The 22,101-nt window shown below is 60.7% G+C and carries 20 protein-coding genes; 8 read left to right on the top strand and 12 right to left on the bottom strand.

The window, feature by feature from the left end; all coding sequences use genetic code 11:
- Nucleotides 1-70 precede the first annotated feature (70 nt).
- The 4 genes from rpmF to mtgA all read right to left on the bottom strand — a co-directional run bounded on the left by rpmF (nt 71) and on the right by mtgA (nt 2,679).
- Entirely contained in the window at nt 71-256 is a 186-nt protein-coding gene (gene rpmF / locus AC245Y_RS21435; RefSeq protein WP_003543812.1) for a 50S ribosomal protein L32, read from the bottom strand.
- A 155-nt stretch (nt 257-411) separates the two neighbouring features.
- Nucleotides 412-1,059: a glutathione S-transferase family protein gene (locus AC245Y_RS21440; protein WP_017995507.1), complete on the bottom strand. Its 648-nt coding sequence runs from the start codon at nt 1,057-1,059 to the stop codon at nt 412-414.
- A gap of 13 nt (nt 1,060-1,072) precedes the next feature.
- The gene (locus AC245Y_RS21445) at nt 1,073-1,795 is read right to left on the bottom strand and encodes a DUF1868 domain-containing protein (protein ID WP_017995508.1); all 723 of its coding nucleotides are present in this window, start codon (nt 1,793-1,795) and stop codon (nt 1,073-1,075) included.
- A 146-nt stretch (nt 1,796-1,941) separates the two neighbouring features.
- Nucleotides 1,942-2,679, bottom strand: a complete 738-nt coding sequence (gene mtgA, locus AC245Y_RS21450) for a monofunctional biosynthetic peptidoglycan transglycosylase (RefSeq protein ID WP_017995509.1) — start codon at nt 2,677-2,679, stop codon at nt 1,942-1,944.
- A 135-nt stretch (nt 2,680-2,814) separates the two neighbouring features.
- On the opposite strand from mtgA, the gene AC245Y_RS21455 reads away from it, so the two are divergent.
- The gene (locus tag AC245Y_RS21455; protein WP_017995510.1) at nt 2,815-3,729 is read left to right on the top strand and encodes a polyprenyl synthetase family protein; all 915 of its coding nucleotides are present in this window, start codon (nt 2,815-2,817) and stop codon (nt 3,727-3,729) included.
- Nucleotides 3,730-3,739: 10 nt separating this feature from the next.
- Here the strand turns inward: AC245Y_RS21455 and hisC are convergent, their stop codons facing one another.
- The 4 genes from hisC to AC245Y_RS21475 all read right to left on the bottom strand — a co-directional run bounded on the left by hisC (nt 3,740) and on the right by AC245Y_RS21475 (nt 8,298).
- On the bottom strand, nt 3,740-4,801 hold the full coding sequence (gene hisC / locus AC245Y_RS21460; RefSeq protein WP_017995511.1) for a histidinol-phosphate transaminase: 1,062 nt from the start codon (nt 4,799-4,801) through the stop codon (nt 3,740-3,742).
- A gap of 16 nt (nt 4,802-4,817) precedes the next feature.
- The gene (gene ispG / locus AC245Y_RS21465) at nt 4,818-6,068 is read right to left on the bottom strand and encodes a flavodoxin-dependent (E)-4-hydroxy-3-methylbut-2-enyl-diphosphate synthase (protein ID WP_017995512.1); all 1,251 of its coding nucleotides are present in this window, start codon (nt 6,066-6,068) and stop codon (nt 4,818-4,820) included.
- 199 nt (nt 6,069-6,267) lie between these two features.
- Nucleotides 6,268-7,458, bottom strand: coding sequence for an MFS transporter (locus AC245Y_RS21470; protein WP_017995513.1), 1,191 nt, complete (start codon nt 7,456-7,458; stop codon nt 6,268-6,270).
- Between the two features lie 63 nt (nt 7,459-7,521).
- Nucleotides 7,522-8,298 (bottom strand): DeoR/GlpR family DNA-binding transcription regulator, encoded by a 777-nt coding sequence (locus AC245Y_RS21475; protein WP_026157509.1) that lies wholly within the window; start codon nt 8,296-8,298, stop codon nt 7,522-7,524.
- Between the two features lie 212 nt (nt 8,299-8,510).
- On the opposite strand from AC245Y_RS21475, the gene AC245Y_RS21480 reads away from it, so the two are divergent.
- From AC245Y_RS21480 to AC245Y_RS21495, 4 genes are all read left to right on the top strand, one after another.
- Nucleotides 8,511-9,380, top strand: a complete 870-nt coding sequence (locus AC245Y_RS21480) for a DMT family transporter (protein WP_026157510.1) — start codon at nt 8,511-8,513, stop codon at nt 9,378-9,380.
- A gap of 152 nt (nt 9,381-9,532) precedes the next feature.
- On the top strand, nt 9,533-10,306 hold the full coding sequence (locus AC245Y_RS21485; protein WP_017995516.1) for an amino acid ABC transporter substrate-binding protein: 774 nt from the start codon (nt 9,533-9,535) through the stop codon (nt 10,304-10,306).
- 213 nt (nt 10,307-10,519) lie between these two features.
- The gene (locus tag AC245Y_RS21490; protein ID WP_012759450.1) at nt 10,520-11,200 is read left to right on the top strand and encodes an amino acid ABC transporter permease; all 681 of its coding nucleotides are present in this window, start codon (nt 10,520-10,522) and stop codon (nt 11,198-11,200) included.
- Nucleotides 11,197-11,958 (top strand): amino acid ABC transporter ATP-binding protein, encoded by a 762-nt coding sequence (locus tag AC245Y_RS21495; RefSeq protein ID WP_017995517.1) that lies wholly within the window; start codon nt 11,197-11,199, stop codon nt 11,956-11,958. Before AC245Y_RS21490 ends, AC245Y_RS21495 begins: the two co-directional genes overlap by 4 nt.
- A 157-nt stretch (nt 11,959-12,115) precedes the next feature.
- Here AC245Y_RS21495 and AC245Y_RS21500 read toward each other — a convergent pair whose 3' ends face one another.
- The 3 genes from AC245Y_RS21500 to AC245Y_RS21510 form a co-directional block, all read right to left on the bottom strand.
- Nucleotides 12,116-12,688 (bottom strand): NADPH-dependent FMN reductase, encoded by a 573-nt coding sequence (locus AC245Y_RS21500; RefSeq protein WP_012759452.1) that lies wholly within the window; start codon nt 12,686-12,688, stop codon nt 12,116-12,118.
- Between the two features lie 190 nt (nt 12,689-12,878).
- The gene (gene pyc / locus AC245Y_RS21505) at nt 12,879-16,343 is read right to left on the bottom strand and encodes a pyruvate carboxylase (protein WP_017995519.1); all 3,465 of its coding nucleotides are present in this window, start codon (nt 16,341-16,343) and stop codon (nt 12,879-12,881) included.
- Between the two features lie 217 nt (nt 16,344-16,560).
- Nucleotides 16,561-17,316 (bottom strand): helix-turn-helix transcriptional regulator, encoded by a 756-nt coding sequence (locus AC245Y_RS21510; protein ID WP_017995520.1) that lies wholly within the window; start codon nt 17,314-17,316, stop codon nt 16,561-16,563.
- A gap of 319 nt (nt 17,317-17,635) precedes the next feature.
- On the opposite strand from AC245Y_RS21510, the gene AC245Y_RS21515 reads away from it, so the two are divergent.
- The 3 genes from AC245Y_RS21515 to AC245Y_RS21525 all read left to right on the top strand — a co-directional run bounded on the left by AC245Y_RS21515 (nt 17,636) and on the right by AC245Y_RS21525 (nt 20,742).
- Nucleotides 17,636-19,399, top strand: a complete 1,764-nt coding sequence (locus AC245Y_RS21515) for a glucan ABC transporter ATP-binding protein/ permease (RefSeq protein WP_012759455.1) — start codon at nt 17,636-17,638, stop codon at nt 19,397-19,399.
- 153 nt (nt 19,400-19,552) lie between these two features.
- Entirely contained in the window at nt 19,553-19,921 is a 369-nt protein-coding gene (locus AC245Y_RS21520) for an IS5 family transposase (RefSeq protein WP_157628345.1), read from the top strand.
- Nucleotides 19,922-20,388: 467 nt separating this feature from the next.
- Entirely contained in the window at nt 20,389-20,742 is a 354-nt protein-coding gene (locus tag AC245Y_RS21525) for a VOC family protein (protein ID WP_012759457.1), read from the top strand.
- Between the two features lie 50 nt (nt 20,743-20,792).
- On the opposite strand, the gene AC245Y_RS21530 is transcribed toward AC245Y_RS21525, so the two are convergent.
- The gene (locus AC245Y_RS21530) at nt 20,793-22,031 is read right to left on the bottom strand and encodes an OpgC family protein (RefSeq protein ID WP_017995521.1); all 1,239 of its coding nucleotides are present in this window, start codon (nt 22,029-22,031) and stop codon (nt 20,793-20,795) included.
- Nucleotides 22,032-22,101: the final 70 nt, after the last annotated feature.

Consider the following 22,101-nt stretch of genomic DNA (forward strand, 5'->3'; position numbering starts at 1 on the left):
ATTGCCGAAATGCAAAAGGCCGGCGTGACGCCGGCCTTGAAACTTCGATCGGACAAGCCGGATCGGGAAATTATGCGCTTTCCTTCGGCGTCAGAACCTGGCGGCCGCGATACATACCAGTCTTCAGATCGATATGATGCGGGCGGCGCAGTTCGCCGGAATTCTTGTCTTCGACGTAGGTCGGAGCCTTCAGGGCGTCTGCCGAACGGCGCATGCCGCGCTTGGACGGGCTTGTTTTTCTCTTCGGTACAGCCATTTCTCTTACTCCACTTGCGGGCAAAACATTCCCACGGCCACACGGGCGGCCGAAACGGACATGTCGCGATTTCGGAATTTGGCGCGCTTATACATGCAAGGGGTGACCTTGACCAGTCCCCATGCGTATTTTTTGCAAAGCCGATGATTCCAGGCTCAGACTTCGTCTTCCGGCACGATCCAAGGCTCGGCGCGGGCCGCCTCTTCCCATTTCCGCCAGGCCGGATGCGCCTTCATGGTCTCCATATAGGCCAGCGTATCATTTTGGCTGACGAGATCATAGATTTCGAACCGGTTGACGACAGGCGCAAACATCGCATCCGCCCCGCTGAACGCGCCAAACAGAAACGGTCCGCCGGATTGCTGCAGGAGGTCGCGCCAGATCGTCTCGATGCGGCTGATATCGGCGTCGACACCATCCGGCAACGCGATCTTGCCCTTCGGCCGGCGGATATTCATCGGGCAGGCACCGCGCAGCGCCCGGAAGCTTGACAGCATTTCCATCGAAACCGAACGGGCGAGCGCCCGCTCGGCGCGATCCCTCGGCAGAAGGCCGGCGTCCGGATAAAGCTCGGCGACATATTCGATGATCGCCAGCGATTCCCAGATCTTCAATGCACCATGCTGCAGAAGTGGTACTCGCCCGGTCGGTGAGACCGCCTTTATATCGGGATTGCCACCAGGATAGTCGAAGGGGATCAGGACTTCCTCGAAATCGACGCCGGCGCCCGTCAGCGCCATCCACGGCCGGAACGACCAGGAAGAATAGTTCTTGTTGGCGATGTAGAGCGTCGGTCTATCCATGGGCTTCTCCCGTTCATGCCTCGAAATCGAAGATCAACAATTCGTGGAAATGGTTCATGTCCTCGAACACGCAGAATGCCGGCGGGGTCAGCTCGAAAACAGGGGCCTTGCGGCGGACATCGTCGGCGACGTTGTCGAGCATTGCCTGCCAGCGCGGCAAGGCTTCGTCTTCCAACCGTTCGATCGCATAGGCGAAGGTCATGTGGAACTTATAGTCCTCATGGTTCGGCTGGCGATAGCCCAGAAGCTCGGCCAGCGCATTGCGCCAGGCGCGCATGACCTTGCGGTCTCTCTCCGTCGCCCCGTCGACGAGCAGGCCCGACGGGCGAGCTTCGACGATGGCGACCTTGAAGGGATCGGCCATCGAGAAACCTTCGAGCAGGGCCGCCATCAGCGCTATCATGTCGTCGATCGGCGTATCGAGAGGTAGATCGCCCGGCCAGCAATCCTGGCGGCGCCTGGTCTCGATGACACCTTCGAAAAGTGTCATGTGAATGCTTGATATCGGCGTGAAGAGGAACTGCGGGGCTTCGGGCATCGCCAGATATTTCTCACGCGCCTCGATCAGCACCGCCTGCGTTTGCGAACCCTTCTCGATATGGCAAACGATGGTGTTGCCGGCTTCCGGCAGAAAGCCGCCGACCTTGCGATAACGGCTGCCGAGATGGGCGGGCGGGGTTGGATTGTGCCTCTTCGAATAAAAGAGAAGCTCGGGCGAAAATGTCGTGATGGTCATGGGCGACTCGGGGGCTCTGGTTGGACTGCATTCGCCCATATGGCAGAACCAAGAATGTCAGATGACACTTGCCACGTCTCGAGCACGATACCGAAAAGTGTGAGCGGTTTTCGGACGACATCCTGTTCTAGCGATAAGTTCTGATCTCAATCATAGATGCACCTGATGTAATCGCCCGAACCTTGTGCGCGTCTCTCGATCACGCCGGCGAGCCGGCGAAGACCTCGTCCGGGCTTGCCGGCATTGCGGTCGATGGGGTTCGGCAGCGAGACGGCAAGCAGCGATGCCTGGCGCCGCGTCAGCTTCGAGGCCGGCACCTTGAAATGATGCTGGGCCGCCGCCTCGATACCGTAAATGCCGGGACCCCATTCGGCGATATTGAGATAGATTTCCATCAGCCGTCGTTTCGACAGGACAAAATCCGTGCTCACCGCGAGCGGAAGTTCCAGCGCCTTGCGCACGAAGGAGCGGCCGTTCCAGAGGAAGAGGTTTTTCGCCGTCTGCATCGGGATCGTGCTGCCGCCGCGCGTCGCCTGACCTTTCAGCGTATCCTCGACCAGCATGCGCATTTCCGCCCAGTCGACGCCGCCGTGAAAGCAATATTGCCCGTCCTCCGACATCATCACCGACTGCACCACAACAGGGGCGATGTTATCAAGCGACACCCATTGCCTGTCGTAACCACGCAGCAGCACGAGATCGCGCAGCATTAGTGTCGAGACGGGATGAATGAACGGCAGCAGATAGAGAAAGATCAGCGCATAGGGAAGGATCAGCACGATCAGCACGGCAAGAACAATGCGTTTCAACACACGCCTGTCTTCGAACCATCGCCGACGAGCCGGCATGTCGACGCTGTCCTCTCTCTCTGGCGCTATATCCAATGTCCCCAGTCCGATTTCGCTCCTGTCGTTCTCATAACGCCTGTGCAGAGCTTATGCCAGAGTGCGCGGCGAATCTTGCTGCCGCCATCGACAATTCCGTTGCAAGCCCGGGGGCGCTCATGCCAAACAGCGCCCATGGACGCGAACCCGGACACTTTCGAGACGAGGCTGAAGAACAACGCCCGCGACATCGAGGCGCTGCTCGACGCATTGCTTTCACCGAGTGCCCTTTCCGATGAAATCGCCAGGCCCGAGAGGCTGCGCGATGCCATGCATTATGCCGTGCTGAACGGCGGCAAGCGGCTGCGCCCGTTTCTCGTCGTCGAAAGTGCAGCCCTTCTCGGCGGCGACGCTGAGGCGGCACTTCGCGTCGGCGCCGCGCTCGAATGCGTCCACTGCTATTCCCTCGTGCATGACGACCTGCCGGCCATGGACGATGACGACCTGCGCCGCGGCAAACCGACGGTACACATCAAGTTCGACGAAGCGACGGCGATCCTTGCCGGCGACAGCCTGCTGACCTATGCCTTCGACATCATCGCCGCGCCGGAAACGACCCTTGCCGATACGAACAAGGCATCGCTGGTGCTGGCCCTTGCCCGCGCAGCCGGTCTCGGCGGCATGGCCGGCGGCCAGGCGCTTGATCTCGCGGCGGAAAAGCAGGCCCCCGAAGAGGCCGGCATCATCCGCCTGCAGGCGATGAAAACAGGCGCGCTGATCCGCTTCGCCTGCGAAGCCGGCGCCATCATCTCGGCAAGCCTGCCGGAAGATCGCCGCCGCCTGCGCGCCTTCGGCGAAAAGATCGGCCTTGCTTTCCAGCTTGCCGACGACATTCTCGACCTGACTTCGGATGCGGCGACCATGGGCAAGGCGACCGGCAAGGATGCGGCCCGCGGCAAGGGAACGCTTGTGGCCCTGCGCGGCATGGAATGGGCCGAGACCCAGCTCCGTGAGCATGTCCGCGATGCCGAGGCGCTGCTGGCCCCCTATGGCCCCCGCGCCTCGACCCTCATCGCTGCAGCGCATTTCATCGCCGACCGGAAGAGCTGACCCCAGCAGGTCAGGCTGCCAGTATCTCCTGGAGAGCGGAGACCAGACGGGCACACTCGTCATCCGTGCCGATGCTGATCCGCAGGAAGTCCGAAATACGCGGCTTGGCAAAATGCCGGACGAGAATGCCGCGCTCCCGCAGAGCGGCTTGAAATGCTGCGCCAGAACGGCTTTGGTGCCTTGCGAAAACGAAATTCGCCTGGGACGGCAGAACCTTGAAATCCAGCGCTTCGAGTTCCCTAACAAGGCTTTCCCGGCTGGCGATGATGTTCCTCCGGCCTGTCTCGAACCACGCCTCGTCCTTGATCGCTGCCGTCGCGGCAAGCTGCGCCAGACGATCGAGCGGATAGGAATTGAAGCTGTCCTTGACCCGCTCCAGCGCCTCGATCAGCGGCCGCTGCCCCAGCGCGAATCCGATGCGCAGACCGGCAAGTGAACGGGACTTCGACAGGGTCTGGATCACCAGTAGGTTGGGATAGGTTGAAACGAGCCCGGCGGCGCTCTCACCGCCGAAATCGATATAGGCCTCGTCTATGACGACGACCGCATCCGGATGGGCGGCAAGAAGTGCCTCGATGCCGGTGAGCGGCAGGGCAATGCCGGTCGGCGCGTTCGGATTGGGGATGATGATCGCGCCGCAAGGCCTGTCGTAATCGTCCAGCCGGATCCGGAACCCATCGTCAACAGGCACCTCGATCGCTTCGACGCCGTATAGCAGGCTATAGGTCGAATAGAAGGCGTAGGTCACATCAGGATAGAGAAGCGGCCGCTCATGTTTCAGCAGCGCCTGGAACGCATGCGCGAGAACCTCGTCGGAGCCATTGCCGACGAATACTTCCTCCGCCGTCAGGCCGAAACGCGCCGCGATCGTCTCGCGCAATTCCGTGGCGGTGGGATCGGGATAGAGCCGCAGACGATCGTCCGCCGCTTCCCGGATCGCCTCAAGCGCCTTCGGGGACGGACCGTAAGGGCTCTCGTTGGTATTGAGCTTGACCATGTTCGCGATACGGGGCTGCTCGCCCGCGACATAGGGCCGAAGCTTGCTGACGATAGGCGACCAGTACCGGCTCATCCGAACTTGCGGGCGGTCATTCCGCCGCCGTCCGCTGGCCGAAACGCTTCTCGATATAGTCGACAACAAGCGCCTCGAAATCGGCGGCGATATTAGGACCGCGCAGCGTCAGCGCCTTCCTGCCGTCGATGAAGACGGGGGCGGCCGGCGTTTCGCCAGTGCCCGGAAGCGAAATGCCGATATCGGCATGTTTGCTTTCGCCCGGCCCGTTGACGATGCAGCCCATGACGGCGACGTTCAGCGCCTCGACCCCAGGATATTTCTCGCGCCAGACCGGCATGTTCTTGCGGATGTCGTTCTGGATGTTCTGGGCAAGCTCCTGGAATACCGTCGACGTCGTACGTCCGCAGCCCGGACATGCCGCAACCACGGGTATGAACTGGCGGAAGCCCATGACCTGCAGGATTTCCTGCGCCACCTGCACTTCGCGCGTGCGATCGCCGTTCGGCTCCGGCGTCAGCGACACGCGGATCGTATCGCCGATGCCGTGCTGCAGCACGAAGCCCATCGCCGCCGACGAGGCGACGATGCCCTTGGTGCCCATGCCGGCTTCAGTCAGGCCGAGATGCAGTGCATGATTGGAGCGTTCGGCGAGCATGGAATTGACGGCGATCAGGTCCTGCACCTGGCTGACCTTGGCCGACAGGATAATGCGGTTGCGCGGCAGGCCGATCTCTTCGGCAAGGGCTGCCGACAGCAGCGCCGACTGCACGATCGCCTCGCGCGTCACCTGCCGGGCCGAAAGCGGCGATCCGGCTTCGGCGTTCCGGTCCATCAGCGCCGTCAGCAGATCCTGATCGAGCGAGCCCCAGTTGACGCCGATGCGCACCGGCTTGTCATAGCGGATCGCCATCTCGATGATCTCGGCGAACTGCTTGTCCTTCTTGTCCTTGAAGCCGACATTGCCGGGGTTGATGCGGTATTTCGCCAGCGCTTCGGCGCAATCCGGATGATCGGCGAGCAGCTTGTGGCCGATATAGTGGAAGTCGCCGATCAAGGGCACGTCCATGCCGAGGCGCAGAAGCCGCTCGCGGATCTTCGGCACGGCGGCTGCACTCTCGTCGCGGTCGACGGTAATGCGCACCAGTTCCGAGCCCGCCCGGTGGAGAGCGGCGACCTGCGCGACGGTGGAATCGATATCGGCCGTATCGGTGTTCGTCATGGACTGCACGACGACCGGCGCCCCGCCGCCGACGATGACGCCGCCGACATCGACGGCAACGGAAGCGCGGCGCGGTTTCGGATCAAAATCGGCGGCTGACAACATGGAGAGTTCTTGCACCCCTAAAGCATGTCGCGCAAAAGTGTGCAGCGGTTTTGCGATAACGACATGCGAAAAATAAAAACCTAAAGCGTGAGGAGCAAATCTGAAAGATTGCGACGCGCTTTAGAAACGGTGCTTTTCAGGTGGATCAAGGCCGGCTGCTTGTCAACCGCCCCTGATATCACTTTTGTTGGGAGGCGGCTCAGTGACCGCCTCCGGAGGTCTCATCGGCATAATGGGCCAGGTTGGAGAGCAGCAGAACGACGATGAGCAGCACCGGCAGCGCCATGAAAACGACGGCAAAACCGATATGCTCGGCGACGAAGCCGATCAACGATGGCGCAACCAGCATGCCGGAATAGCCCATGGTCGTGACCACCGAGATGCCGATGCCGGGCTTGAGTCCGGGAATATTGCCCGCCGCCGAGAAAGCGATCGGCACCATGTTGGAAATGCCGATACCGCAAAACGCAAAGCCCAGGATGGCAAGCTCGGCATTGGGCGCCAGGCCGGCAAGCAGCATGCCGACAATGGCAAACAAAGTGCAGATGCGTAGCGTCTTGACGCCGCCCAGGCGGTCGCGCACCAGGTCGCCGGCAAAGCGCATGATTGCCATGGTGGCCGAAAAGGCTGCGAAACCAAGGCCGGAAAGCGCCACGGATGCACCCATTTCCTGCCGGAGATAGAGCGCGCCCCAGTCGAGAACAGCGCCTTCAGGCACCATGCTGAACAGCGCCATCAATCCGAGCAGCCACGGCAGCGGCACCATCGGGAGCTTCGTCTTTTCCTTCTTGGCGTCGGGATGCGGCGGATCCGCAAGGATCATCGGCCAGGCGACGGCAAGGAAGATCGCCGCCAGCACCGTCGCCAGTTGCGCATGGCCGAGAATACCGAGCTTGGAGATCACGATGCCGCCGAGACCTGAGCCGATCAGTCCGCCAAGGCTCCAGAAAGCGTGGCAGGACGACATGATGGCGCGGCGCATGGATTTCTCGACCGAGACCGCATTGGCATTCATCGCCACATCCATTGCACCGATGAAGCCGCCGAACAGGAAGAGCGTGATCGCTCCAGTCAGCACATTTGGCGCCAGCGTCAATGCCAACAGCAACGGTAGCACGCAGACGGCCAGTATCTGAACGACGATACGCGAACCGTGTTTGGCGATCTGTGCACCGGCGATCGGCATCATGACCAGCGAGCCGACGCCGAAAACCAGGATCATCAGCCCAAGCTCGAACTTGGTCAGCGCCAGACGCTCGGCAAAATCAGGGATCTTCGGCGCCCAGCAGCCGACGACAAAACCGTTCATGAGAAAGAGCAGGGAAACCGCCGCTCTGCTTCTGGTAATGAAGCCGCTCCGGGCTCCCGGCGTACTCACATGACTATCCATTTCCGGTCTTTCCTCATTGCCGGGCTTGCTTGGCCCGGTTTCCCTAAACTCTATGACGTCGCCTCAGTTCGTTTTCTCGGCGAGAACAGTCCTGCATCCGCGCTCGCGGTAACGGGCGAGAATGGCCGGATCGGCATCGTGCTCGACGACCAGGCATTCGCAATGCGCAACCGGCAGGATGCTATGGGGGGCAGCGGTGCCGAATTTCTCCGAGGTTGCAGCCACCAACACCCTTTTGCTCCTGGATGTCGCAAACCGCTTGAACTCCGCATCCTCGAAGCCGAACACCGTGATGCCGGCCTCGAGATCGACGCCGCAGGCGCCGAGAATGCAGAGATCGGGCGAAATCTGCTCCATATCCCGCAAGGCCTTGGCGCCGAGCGAGCCGCCCGTCTGCCGATCCACCATCCCGCCGATCAGAATGACGTTGACGGCAGGCTTGTCGATCAGAGCTGCGGCAATCGCCGGCGCATTGGTCGCAGCCGTCAGTGCAAGTTCGACCGGTAATGCGTGGGCAATCGCCAGATTGGTGCTGCCGGCATCGAAGAACACAGTCGAGCCGGCGGCAATCTGCTTTGCTGCAGCGCGCGCCAGCGCCTGTTTCCGGTCAGCGGCAAAGCCGATGCGCTGCGTCAGGCTTCCGTGCGCCGGCGAGACCGGCAATGCGCCGCCGTAGACCCGCTCACAGAGCCCTGCCGCCGCCATCTCCCGCAGATCCCGCCGCACCGTATCCTCGGAGACGCCGAATTCGAGCGCAAGCTCCGTCGCCAGCACGCGGCCATTCAGCCGCAGCCTCTCGGAAATCACGCCTTGGCGCTCTCGCAACAGAAAATCCTGCATGTTCCTACCGGATCGAGACCTCACAAACCGAAAACGTGCATAAACGCTTACGATCATGCAGGCAATATGCACGGTCACACGTTTTCTGACGTTCGGAAATAAAGCTCCACCACCAGAGCGAATATGCCCTATTGACCGGCCCGGGAGGCGGGAATATCGATTGGTCATTCCCGATTCCCGCCGGCATATCCGCCACCTGGTCCGTTCTCCCCGTGAAAAACTCCGTCAGCCTGGGCATCCTGCTCACGAGCCTCGCCTATATGGCGTTCACCTTCCATGACGCGATCATCAAGATCCTGGCTTCAAGCATTCCCGTCTGGCAGATCCTGTTTTTCCGCAGTCTCACCATCCTCGTCGGTTGTCTCGCCTATGGTCGCGGCAAGCTCGTCCACCAGACGATGACATCGCCGATCATCAAGCCGATGATTGCCCGCAGCATCCTTCTTCTCTGCGCCTGGCTTTCCTACTATTCCGCCGCAAGCCGCCTGCAGCTTGCCGAAGTGACCACGCTCTATTACGCCGCACCTGTTGTCGGCACCTTGCTTGCCTGGTTCATCCTGAAGGAGAAGGTCACGCCGGCGCGTTGGCTGGCGGTCGGCGTCGGCTTCGTCGGCGTCCTCATCGCCTGCAATCCGGTCGGCCTCACCATCTCCTGGCCGGTCTATCTGGCGCTGCAGGCGGCCGTGCTCTGGGCCTCTGCCATGGTGCTGCTGCGCAAGACCTCGCTGCACGAAAAGACGATTATCCAGCTCGCCGTTTCCAACGTCTTTTTTCTTGCCATGACCGGCGTTGCCGTTCTCTACACTTGGCGGACACCCGATATGGCGCAGCTCGCGCTCCTCATCGCCACCGGCGTCGTTGCGGGCTGCGCGCAGTTCGCCCTTTTCGAAGGCATGCGCCAGGCGCCCGTCTCCGTGCTTGCGCCATTCGAATACAGTTCTCTCATCTGGGCCTTCCTCCTGGGGTATCTGATCTGGGCCGATATCCCCACGCCCAATGTGGTCGTCGGCGCGGCGATGATCCTCGGCGCCGGATTGATCATCATCGTCAGCGAAAAACTGCGCCGCCGCATCGCGGCATGATGCCTGTTTCTGCAGGTTTCATGGTTCGAGCGGCCGTTTGAGAAAAATATTTGCAGTTGCTGCTTTTATTCGCAGTTTTCTACGCTTCCGGCGCCGTAATTTTCTGCCAACTATCCCCATCCGATAACAACCTCCCAAGGATGGATGAAACAATGAACTGGTTGAAAACCGTCGCCGCCGCCGCCCTCATTCAAGCCGCGGCCCTCCTGCCTGCCCATGCCGGTGAAAACCTCGCCGCCATCAAATCGGCCGGCGTCTTCAAGATCGGCACCGAAGGCACTTATGCGCCCTTCACCTATCATGACGAAAGCGGCAAGCTCGTCGGCTTCGATGTCGAGATCGGCGAAGCGATCGCCGCCAAGCTCGGTGTCAAAGCCGAGTTCGTCGAAGGCAAGTGGGATGGCCTGATCGCCGGCCTCGATGCCAAGCGCTACGATACCGTCATCAACCAGGTCGGCATCACCGAAACCCGCAAGCAGAAATACGATTTCTCCGAGCCTTATATCGCCTCCAAGGCCGTACTGATCGCCCGCGACGGCGACGACAGCATCAAGTCTTTCGCCGACCTGAAGGGCAAGAAGGCCGCCCAGTCGCTGACCAGCAACTTCGGCAAGCTCGCAACCGAAGCCGGTGCCGAGCTCGTCGGCACCGACGGTTTCGATCAGTCGATCCAGCTGGTGCTGACCAAGCGCGCCGACGCCACGATCAACGACAGCCTCTCCTTCCTCGATTTCAAGAAGCACAAGCCGGACGCGCCGGTGAAGATCGTGGCCGAGCAGGAAAACGCCGATTACTCCGGCGTCATCATCCGCAAGAACGAGCCGGAGCTTCTCGCCGAAATCAACAAGGCGCTTGCCGATATCAAGGCCGACGGCACCTATAAGAAGATCGCCGACAAGTATTTCGGCCAGGATGTTTCCAAGTAAGTTCAACTGAAGAAAAGTCCCTTCCCAAACTCCTCCCCACAAGGGGGAGGGGCTTAGCCGGCGGGCCGTCTCATCTTCAAATAAACGTTTCGGCCTGCCGCTCGGTCGCTATTTCGTGTGAGCCGGCACCTGGATAAGTCCCTCCCCCTTGTGGGGAGGGGTGGGGGAGGGGTATTTCGGATATCACGACCCAACTGACGAGAGGCAACTCCCTTGGCGCACTGGCTCCAACTGATGGCGGAATCGCTACCCTCGCTCCTGTGGGCGGGGCTGATCTTCACCATTCCGCTGACCCTGCTATCCTTCGTCTTTGGCCTGGCCCTCGGGCTCGCCACCGCAATCGCCCGGCTCTTCGGGCCGATGCCGCTTTCGGCCGTCGCGCGCTTCTATGTCTGGGTCATCCGCGGCACGCCGCTGCTGGTGCAGCTCTTCGTGATCTTCTACGGCCTGCCGAGCCTCGGCATCCTGCTCGATGCCTTTCCGGCCGCCCTCATCGGCTTCACGCTGAATATCGGCGCCTACAGCTCCGAGATCATCCGCGCCGTCATTTCTTCGGTGCCGAAGGGCCAATGGGAAGCCGCCTATTCGATCGGCATGAGCTGGCGCCAGGCGATGAGCCGCACCATCCTGCCGCAGGCCGCCCGCGTCGCCGTGCCGCCTTTGTCGAACACCTTCATCTCGCTGGTCAAAGACACCTCGCTTGCCGCCGCCATCACCGTGCCCGAGCTCTTCCAGGCGGCGCAGCGCATCGTCGCCACCACCTACGAGCCGTTGATCCTCTATATCGAGGCGGCGCTGATCTATCTCGTCCTGAGCTCCGTCCTCTCGCAGTTGCAGGTGCGGCTGGAACGCCGCTTCGCGCGTTATGGCGGCATGCTGGAGGCAAATGCATGATCGAGCTTTCCAACATCGAAAAGCGCTTCGGCGACGCCGTCATCCTCAAGGATATCAGCATCCGTATTCCCGAAAGCAGCGTCACCGCGCTGGTCGGGCCTTCGGGCGGCGGCAAGAGCACACTGCTGCGCTGCATCAACCTACTCGAAATTCCGACCGCCGGCTCCATCCGCCTCGGAGAGGAGAAGCTGGCCTTTGCACCGGGCAAACGAACGAGCTGGCCGGCGATCCAGAAGATCCGCCGCCAGACCGGCATGGTCTTCCAGAATTTCCAGCTCTTCCCGCATCAGACCGCGATCGAGAATGTCATGGAAGGCCTGGTGACGGTACTGCGATGGCCGAGGGAAAAGGCCCGCGAGCGTGCGATGGAATTGCTGACAAAGGTCGGCATGACCCACAAGGCCGATGCATGGCCTTCGACGCTGTCGGGCGGCCAGCAGCAGCGCGTCGCGATCGCCCGCGCGCTGGCGCCGTCGCCGCGCGTGCTTCTCTGTGACGAGCCGACATCCGCCCTCGATCCCGAGCTTTCGGCCGAAGTGGTCGATGTACTCGGCAAGCTGGCCAGCGAAGGCACGACGATGGTGATGGCGACCCACGATCTCCGGCTCGCCTCGAAGATCGCCAATGACGTGGTTTTCCTGGAAGCCGGGAGCGTCGTGGAAACGGGCAGCGCCAGAGCGATCTTCAGCGCGCCGGAGCGCGAACGCACCAAACGTTTCATCTCGACGATCAACGCCGCCCATACTTACGATATCTGAGCTAGAGATGATGCCGAAAAGTGTGAGCGGTTTTCGGACGACATCATGCTCTATTTCTTTGATTTAGATCCGGATGCAGATTTTTAGGCCGACCTGGCCTAAAATCATCCGGATCTAATGCCGGGATGCGAAGATCCCGGCATGGCTGGAACTCCAATCAGGAGGCCGTGACGACGGCACGCGCCGCCTTCAGCGCATTACCCCACCAGATGAGCTGATCGAGCTGGTTCTTCGCCGCTTCGTTGAGATGGGCGTAATCGCTGAGGCTCTTGCCTTCCTTGAGGACGCCGAGATATTCGCCAAGCGCGATATGCACGCCCGTTTTCACCGAAGCCGCCCCCATTTCCACGAAGATCAGGCGAAGATGCTCGACCGCACGTGCGCCGCCAACGCCGCCGTAACCGACGAAACCGACCGGCTTGTGGATGAACTCGCCGAGGTCGATGGCGTTCTTCAAAACCGCAGTCGGCGCGTGATTGTACTCGGCAACTGTGAAAATGAAGCCATCGAATTCACGCAGCTTCTTTTTCCAGCGCTCTGCCGTTTCGCTTTCAGCGGTCGTGGCACGCTGCTCACCGAAAAAATGCATGGGGTAGTCGAGCAGGTCGAGAACCTCGACCTCAATGTCCTGCCGTTCGGCGGCGATAGCGGCAATCCACTTGGCCGGATGCTCGGAAAAACGGCCAATACGCGTGCTGCCGACGATAACGGCAATCTTCAACTTGCTCATTGATATCATTTCCTGATTGGTCTTGGGGGCGGATGGTGGGAGCGCAAGCTTATGAGAAAGCCTCCGCGCCGGGCAAGGCGCGAAGGCTTCGAAAAATCAGCTTTTTGACAGGCCGATCGTACACAATCGAGTGAATGGAGCCCGCTCGAAAAGCCGGCCGATGGGCGCCTTTGCCAAGGATGGCAGCGCTTCAGCCTGCGTAGACGACGAGCAGGTCCTTGGCATCGATCTGATCGCCGGCCCGTACCAGCACTTCGGAAATCGTGCCATCCTTTTCCGCATGCAGCGCCGTTTCCATCTTCATCGCCTCGATCGAGACGAGCACGTCGCCGGCATTGACGGCCTGGCCGGGCGAGACGAAGACACGGCTGATGACACCCGGCATCGGCGCGCCGACATGAACGGCATTGCCCGGTTCGGCCTTGCGGCGGACGGCCGCACCCGTCGCCCCATGGGCCCGGTCCGGCACCTTGATGCGGCGCGGCTGGCCATTGAGCTCGAAGAAGATGGTCACCATGCCCTGGCTGTCGGTGGCGCTCATCGCCTGGTTGACGATGACGAGCGTCTTGCCGCGCTCGATATCGGCAAACAGTTCCTCGCCGTCCTTGAGACCGTAGAAATAGGCGGGCGTCGGCAGCACCGAGACCGGGCCGTAGGTATCGGAGGCGAGCGCGAAGTCGGTGAAGACCTTCGGATACATCAGGTAGGAGGCAAATTCGAAGTCGCTGACCTCGCGCTCGAGTTTCGTCTCGATAACTTTGCGCTCCGCATCGAGATTAGCCTCCTTGAGCAGCGAGCCGGGGCGCACGGTATAGGGCTTGTCGCCCTTCAGCGCCTTCTTCTGCAGCGCTTCGGGCCATCCCGACGGCGGCTGGCCGAGATCGCCCTTCAGCATCGAGACCACCGATTCCGGGAAGGAGACTTCCTTGTCGGGGCTGACGACGTCGGCGACCGTCAGGTCCTGGGACACCATCATCAGCGCCATGTCGCCGACGACCTTGGAAGACGGCGTCACCTTGACGATATCGCCGAACATCTGGTTGGCGTCGGCATAGGCCTGCGCCACCCGATGCCAGCGGGTCTCGAGGCCGAGCGAGCGGGCCTGTTCCTTGAGGTTGGTGAACTGGCCGCCCGGCATTTCGTGCAGATAGACTTCGGATGCCGGCCCCTTCAGATCGCTTTCGAAGGCGGCATATTGGTTACGCGCCGCTTCCCAATAGAAGGAGATACGGCGGATCCATTCCGGATCGAGGCCCGGATCACGCTCCGTACCGCGCAACGCCTCGACGATCGAACCGAGACAGGGCTGCGAGGTATTGCCGGAAAGTGCGTCCATGGCCGCATCGACGGCATCGACGCCGGCATCGACGGCGGCAAGAACGGTCGCGGCCGCAATACCCGATGTATCATGCGTGTGGAAATGGATCGGCAGGCTGGTCGCCTCACGCAGCGCCTTGAACAGAACCTTCGCAGCCGCAGGTTTGAGAAGACCCGCCATATCCTTGAGCGCGATGATATGCGCGCCTGCCTTCTCGAGCTCGACTGCAAGATCGGTGTAGTATTTCAGATCGTATTTCGGACGCGCCGAGTTGAGGATATCGCCGGTATAGCAGATTGCCGCCTCGCAGAGCTTGTTCTCCTCGGCAATGGCATCCATCGAGACGCGCATGTTCTCCACCCAGTTCAGGCAATCGAACACGCGGAACAGATCGATGCCGCCTCTGGCTGCCTGGCGGACGAAATATTTGACGACATTATCGGGATAATTGGTGTAGCCGACGCCGTTGGCGCCGCGCAGCAGCATCTGCAGCAGAAGGTTCGGGGCGCCCTCACGGATCAGCGCCAGGCGTTCCCACGGATCCTCGGTCAGAAAGCGCATGGAGACGTCAAAGGTCGCGCCGCCCCAGCATTCGAGCGACAGAAGGTTCGGCAGCGCATGCGCATAGGTGTCGGCAATACGGGCGATGTCATAGGTGCGCATGCGGGTGGCGAGCAGCGACTGGTGGCCGTCGCGCATCGTCGTGTCGGTCAAAAGCACGCGCTTCTCGTTGCGCATCCATTCGCCGAATTTCTTCGGGCCGAGCGTGTCGAGGAGCTGCTTTGTACCATCCTTGACCGCATTGCCGTTGGCGTAGGGAACCACCGGCTCGGCAGCGTTTTCCAGCGGCCTCGGCCTATCCTTGGCCTCGGGATGGCCATTGACGGTGACATCGGCGAGATAGGTCAGGAGCTTCGTGGCGCGATCCTGGCGCTTGACCTGCTGGAAGAGTTCCGGCGTCGTGTCGATGAAGCGTGTCGTGTAGCTGTTATCCCGGAATTTCGGATGGCCGATGATCGCTTCGAGGAAGGTCAGGTTGGTTGCCACGCCGCGAATACGGAATTCGCGCAGCGCCCGGTCCATGCGGGCGATCGCTTCGGATGGATTGGGCGCCCATGCCGTGACCTTGACGAGAAGCGGATCGTAAAAGCGGGTGATGATTGCACCCGAATAGGAGGTGCCGCCATCGAGGCGGATGCCGAAACCGGACGCCGAGCGATAGGCGGTGATGCGGCCGTAATCCGGAATGAAATTATGCTCCGGATCTTCCGTGGTGATGCGGCACTGCAGCGCATGGCCGTTGAGACGGATATCCTCCTGGCGCGGCACGCCCGATTCCGGCGTGCCGATCGCAAAACCGTCGAGGATGTGGATCTGCGCCTTGACGATGTCGATGCCGGTGACGACTTCGGTCACCGTATGCTCGACCTGGATACGCGGATTGACTTCGATGAAGTAAAATTTGCCGGTATCGGCATCCATCAGATACTCGACGGTACCGGCGCCGACATAATTGGTCGCGGCCGCGATCTTCAGCGAATAGGCGGCGAGCTCCTGGCGTTGCGCCTCCGAGAGATAGGGCGCTGGCGCGCGCTCGACGACCTTCTGGTTGCGACGCTGGATCGAGCAGTCACGCTCGAAGAGATGCACGACATTGCCGTGCGTATCGCCGAGAACCTGGCTTTCGACATGGCGGGCGCGCTCGACGAGCTTTTCCAGATAGACCTCGTCCTTGCCGAAGGCCGCCATCGCCTCGCGTTTGGCTTCCGTCACCTCGCGGGCGAGATCCTTTGGATCGCGGATCGCGCGCATGCCGCGCCCGCCGCCGCCCCAGGAGGCCTTCAGCATGACGGGGTAGCCGATCCCCTCCGCCATCTTCGCCACTTCGGCCATGTCCTCCGGCAGCGGCCCTGTGGCCGGCACCACGGGAACGCCGACCGAGATCGCCAGGTTGCGCGCCGCAACCTTATTGCCAAGCTGGCGCATCGTATCGGCCCTCGGGCCGATGAAGATGATGCCGGCCTTGTTGCAGGCATCGACGAATTCGGGGCTTTCCGACAGCAGGCCGTAGCCGGGATGGATGGCATCGGCGCCGGAGAGTTTCGCAACGCGGATCACCTCCTCGATCGACAGATAGCTCTCGATCGGGCCCATGTCCTTGGACAGATGCGGGCCGCGGCCGACCTGGTAGCTCTCGTCCGCCTTGAAGCGGTGCAGCGCCAGCTTGTCCTCTTCCGCCCAGATCGCCACGGTTTTTATTCCAAGCTCGTTGGCCGCGCGGAACACGCGGATGGCAATTTCAGAGCGATTGGCAACGAGAATCTTGGAAATGGGCAAAACGGTCTCCTCAGACGTTCAGACGCGGGATTGCTGCACCCGCGAAGGAAATTCTTAACTTCTTGTCACAGAAAGTTCAATTTATCTTGCGACTGCGAAATGCAATTTTTCGACATGCTGGAGCAACTCCGCGAAAAGTGCGAAGCGGTTTTCCGTTCGGAGTTGCGCAAAAATAAAAAACCAGAGCAATTCCGCTTCGATGAGAAGCGGAGTTTCTCTACCTTATCAGGCCATGACGGAAGGCAAGCGCCACCGCATGCTGCCTGTTTTTCGCCTTCAGCTTGTCCTGTAGGCCGTTCATATACCAGTCGACGGTGTGGTTTGAGATCTTCAGCATCTTGCTGATCTCCATCGAAGTCATGCCTTCGGCGAGATAATGCAGGATTTCCATCTCGCGCCGTGTCAGCGGCGTATCGGCCGGCAGCACGGTTTCCAGTGCCTGCGCCTCACCTTTCAGATCGAGCAACCGCCAGAAGGCCTTGCGCGCCACCGCCTCCAGCAATGCGATTTCCACCGGCGACAGCTCAATCGGCTTGCCGGCGAGACTAAGGCTGGCGAGAATGCCGCTGCGTCCGTGGATGGGAAAGATGTAGCCGTCCTCCAACCCGTGCCCGAAGGCATCGACCATCATCTGCTCCATGCGCCGATGATAGGCGTCCTTGCGGAAGGCCGCCATCGCCTCTCGCCAGCGGAAAGGCCGCTGCGCATGGGCGAGATAGCGCACCATCGGATCGATCAGCGCATATTTTTTCGCGGCATATATTTGCGGCCATTGTTCCGGCCAGCGGCCGGCAAGCGCCGCAGCCCAAGGCTCTGGATTCTGCTGCAGCGGGCTCTGCGGCAAATGGTGCGGCAAGCCGTAATATTCGAAGCCGCAACCGCGGAGGATCTGCTCCAGTTCGGTGATGACAGCTTCAGGATTTGAGCATTCTTCCAGAATTACAAGCAATTGAATTAACGAATTAATATTCACAAAAATGCCCCTTGCCCGGACCTGATGCCCGCATGAGGCCGCTGGCGGCTGGTCAAACTGGTCGCGAAACGGTCTTATTCAATAAATGCAGTCTGTAATTTAATGCTGCGCTAAACATTTAATAAAATGCAAGCGCAAATTGTTGCGAGATATAGTCAGGCGGCAATTTCGGCGTCATGGCCACTCGTCGGATCCTGCCATAATATGATCGCGGCAATCATCACATCGATCGAACCCTGAATACTCCGTTAATCGCCCGTTCAGGTAGCCTTTTGTAGCATCGCATCATCCCGTTTTCGCAGATGCAAAGAGGTTCGACGTGACGCTATTCAAGGTCTATGCAAGGGCTCTGCGCTATCTTGGCGCCTACAAGCTGCGCGTATCCCTAGTCGTTGTCGCAAACATTGTTCTTGCGACGATCACCATCGCGGAGCCGATCCTGTTCGGTCGCATCATCGATGCGATTTCGGGCAAGGGTGAGGTCAAGCCCATCCTCTTCATGTGGGCGACTTTCGCCGTCTTCAACACCATTGCCTTCGTTCTGGTGGCCCGCGAGGCCGACAGGCTGGCCCATGGCCGGCGAGCGACGCTGTTGACGGAAGCCTTCGGCCGCATCATTTCCATGCCGCTCGGCTGGCATCATCAGCGCGGCACCTCTAACGCGCTGCATACGTTGCTGCGCGCCTGCGAGACACTGTTCGGCCTCTGGCTGGAATTCATGCGCAACCACTTGTCGACGGTCATCGCGCTTGCCCTTCTGATACCGACCGCAATGTCGATGGATCTGCGCCTTTCCGCAGTACTCATGGTGCTCGCCATCGCCTATTGGCTGATCGGCCGCGTCGTCATGAGCCGCACCAAGGACGGCCAGGCTTCGGTCGAGAACCATTATCACACCGTCTTCTCGCATGTCAGCGACTCGATTAGCAACGTTTCTGTCCTGCACAGCTACAACCGCATCGAGGCCGAAACCAGGGCGCTGAAATCCTTCGCCGACCGTCTGCTCGAAGCCCAGTATCCGGTGCTCGACTGGTGGGCGATCGCCGGCGCACTGAACCGCATGGCGTCGACCATCGCGATGATGGTGGTTCTGATCATCGGCACCATGCTCGTCCAGGCCGGCCAGCTGCGCGTCGGCGAAGTCATCGCCTTCATCGGCTTTGCCAACCTGTTGATCGGCCGTCTCGACCTGATGCGCCAGTTCGCTACGCAGATTTTCGAGGCCCGTTCCAAGCTTGAGGAATTCTATGCGCTGGAAGACTCGGTACGTGAACGTGAAGAGCCGGCCGGCAACGGCGAGATCAAGGACGTCAAGGGTGCGATCGAATTCCGCGACGTCTCCTTCGGCTTCGGCAACAGCTCACAGGGCCTGCACAACGTCTCCTTCTCGGTGAAGGCAGGCCAGACGGTCGCGATCGTCGGCCCGACCGGCGCCGGCAAAACGACGCTCGTCAACCTGCTGCAGCGTGTCTACGATGCCCAGGGCGGCAAGATTCTCGTCGACGGAACCGATATTACCAAGGTGACCCGCAAGTCGCTGCGTCGCCACATCGCCACCGTCTTCCAGGATGCGGGCCTGCTGAACCGTTCGATCAGTGACAATATCCGCCTTGGCCGCGAGGGCGCCAGTGAAGAGGAAATGCGCCGTGCGGCCGAAGCCGCCGCCGCTGCCGACTTCATCGAGACCCGCGAGGATCGCTACGATACGCATGTCGGTGAACGCGGCAACAAGCTCTCCGGCGGCGAGCGCCAGCGCATCGCGATTGCCCGCGCCATCCTCAAGGACGCGCCGATCCTGGTGCTCGACGAGGCGACCTCGGCGCTCGACGTCGAAACCGAAAACCGCGTCAAGGCCGCAATCGACAATCTGCGCCAGAACCGCACCACCTTCATCATCGCCCACCGCCTGTCGACGGTCCGCGAAGCCGATATGGTGCTCTTCCTGGATGACGGCCGTGTCGTCGAACAGGGCAGCTTCGACGAACTCAGCCACAGCAACGGCCGCTTCGCCGCCCTGCTGCGCGCCAGCGGCATCCTGACGGACGAAGAGGTCCGCAAGGCCCATACCACCGAAGCCGCCTGATCGGTTTGGGTTCGAGATAAAGGCCGGAAGGGTAACTCCTTCTGGCCTTTTCGTTTGCTCTGGGGCTGAGGACCGATCGACATTCAGGATTCCCAAATCGGTTGATCACTGATTCATAAGGTACCGTGTGCAGCACGGAGGCCTTTGAGGGGCGTGAAGCGATACGAGTTGAACGAGGCGCAATGGTCGAGAATTGCGCCTTTGTTGCCAGGCAAGGCCAGCGATCCAGGTCGGACGGGGGTAGATAACCGGCTGTTTGTGAACGGGTGTTTGTGGGTGCTGCGCTCAGGCGCGCACTGGCGGGACCTGCCGGAGCGCTATGGCAAGTGGAAGACGGTCCATCGCCGGTTCAGTCGCTGGTGCCATGCCGGCGTATGGGAGCGGGTCTTTGATGCCCTCACTGCTGACCGGGACAATCAGTACTTAATGATCGACAGTACCATCGTGCGTGCCCATCAACAGGCGGCGAGCGGAAAAGGGGGGCCAAGGATCAGGCGCTGGGGCGTTCCAGAGGTGGACTGACGGCCCAAGGCCCATATGCCGGTCGATACGCTCGAGCGCCCCTGCTCTTCATCACGATGGCCGGCCAGGTCGCGACATCACGCAAGCTCAATAACCAGACAGCTCAAGCCATCTGGGCGATAAAGCCTATGACAGCAATGCCTTGCGCGCAACGATCGCAAAGATGGAAGCCGAGGCAGTCATAGCCTCAGACCGTTCTCGAAAAACCGAGAGACGGGCGTCGCGCCCTGCCGCGCATCTCTCCGCCAAACCATGCCGAACCTCCCGACAAATCATCGCGGAAGTGTCAGGCATGTCTCCGAACATCTGTCACGTATGCATCAAGACCGTACACCTGTCGGGGGAAATGCCCGGCAGGGCAGAGGGGGTAGTGCACGGCACAACATCTCCGCTCCAACCCACATGATTGATCACCCCGCCGATCTTCCCTATCCTTCGCCAGTCAACGGAGCATAGGGAGAAAACCCATGAAGGTCCTGCGCATCGTCGCCAATATCCAGGCAGCGGATATCACCCCGGCCCGGCGCTTCTATCAGGATATCCTCGGTCTTGACGTCATCATGGACCACGGCTGGATCACGACGTTCGGCGCCGCACGCTCAATGAATATTCAGCTCAGCATCGCCAGTGAAGGCGGTTCCGGAACGGAGGTGCCGGACCTCTCGATCGAGGTTGATGACCTCGATGACGCTTTCGAGGCGATGTCGGCTTCAGGCTTCCCGATCGAGTACGGCCCGGCCGATGAGCCTTGGGGCGTCAGACGCTTTTATGTCCGAGATCCCTTCGGCAAGTTGGTGAACATCCTCATGCATAAAAATTGAGCCGGCGGCCATCGGCCACCGGCTCCTTCATGTCGAGCAAAATCCCAGCCCTATTTCCGATCATTCTGGCGATAGGCATTTGCCGTTCCGCCAATGCGGACGGGAACGGGGATGGTGGCGGTATCGGTGACGAGTTTCCCCCTAACCTTGCCCTGCTGACGTTTGCGCTCGAGATAATAGGCATAGGCGAATTGTATCGCGATCCCTGCAATCACGAAGAGCGGACCGACCAGTTGGTCCTTGTTGGTGATGTAGAGCACCACCTGGCCGATCATGGCGAGGATCGTGCCGGCGACGAAGATGTTCAGCGAATGGCGGCCGAGGATCGTCAGCGGATGGTCCACAGGACGGCGCAGGATACGCGAGAGCGCGGGAATGCTGATAACGAGGTAGGTCAGCGCCAGAACGTGCAGCAGCCGCGGCAGCGACAGGAAAGTCTTGTCGAAACCGGTGATGACAGGCGGCAGGCCGAGTGCCGCCAGCGAGTTGCCGAAAATCCAGAGATGGCCGGTCACCCAGATGAAGGACAGCACGACGTAACCGGCAGCGACCGTCAGCAGCAGCGGGTGCTGCGGGATCGTGCCGCCGCGCTTGATATGCAGCATCGAGACGATGCCGATCGAAAACAGGAACTGCCAGGAGAGCGGATTGAGGAACCAGTAGCTCTCGATCAGCATGTTGTGCGGCGCCACTTCATAGATGCCCGCAAGCAGCCAGACCGTAGCCGAGACGCCGAGCGCCAGCCAAGGGCTGCGCGCATTCAACAGCAGGATAATCGGCACCATCAGCATCAGCGCCCCGTACATCGGCAGGATATTGTTGTAGCCGATCTGGTGGCCGAGCAGGAGCAGCGCCGGAATGCCTTCCTTCAGGTTCATCAGAACCGCCAGGATATTAATCTCGACCAGCAAGCCCGGCCGATGGAACAGCCAGGCACCGCAGATGAAGAGCGCCAGCGTCATGAAGGTGGTGATCATATGGGCGAGATAGAGCGTGAAGGCGCGCTTTACCGCCTTGATCGCCACCGTCAGCCGGTTGCCCGGCTGGAAGCGGGACCCATAGGCAAGGCCGACGGCAATGCCCGAGATCAGCACGAAGGCTTCGGCGGCATCGGAGAAACCAAAATTCTTCGTCGTCACATATTCGAAGATCTGTCCGGGAACATGATTGATGAAGATCATGATCAGCGCCACGCCGCGCAAGACGTCGAGCCTCGTGTCACGCACCGGCGCAGCTGCGGATAGGGAACTGCGCCCCGTGACGATGGCTTGGGTCGGCGTGCTTGCCATGGGTTTCTCCTTATTATCCGATTTGCAAACGCGACGACGGCCAAAAGGGTTCCCTTTTGGCCGTCGCGAA

The organism is Rhizobium sp. SRDI943, from assembly GCF_057653695.1.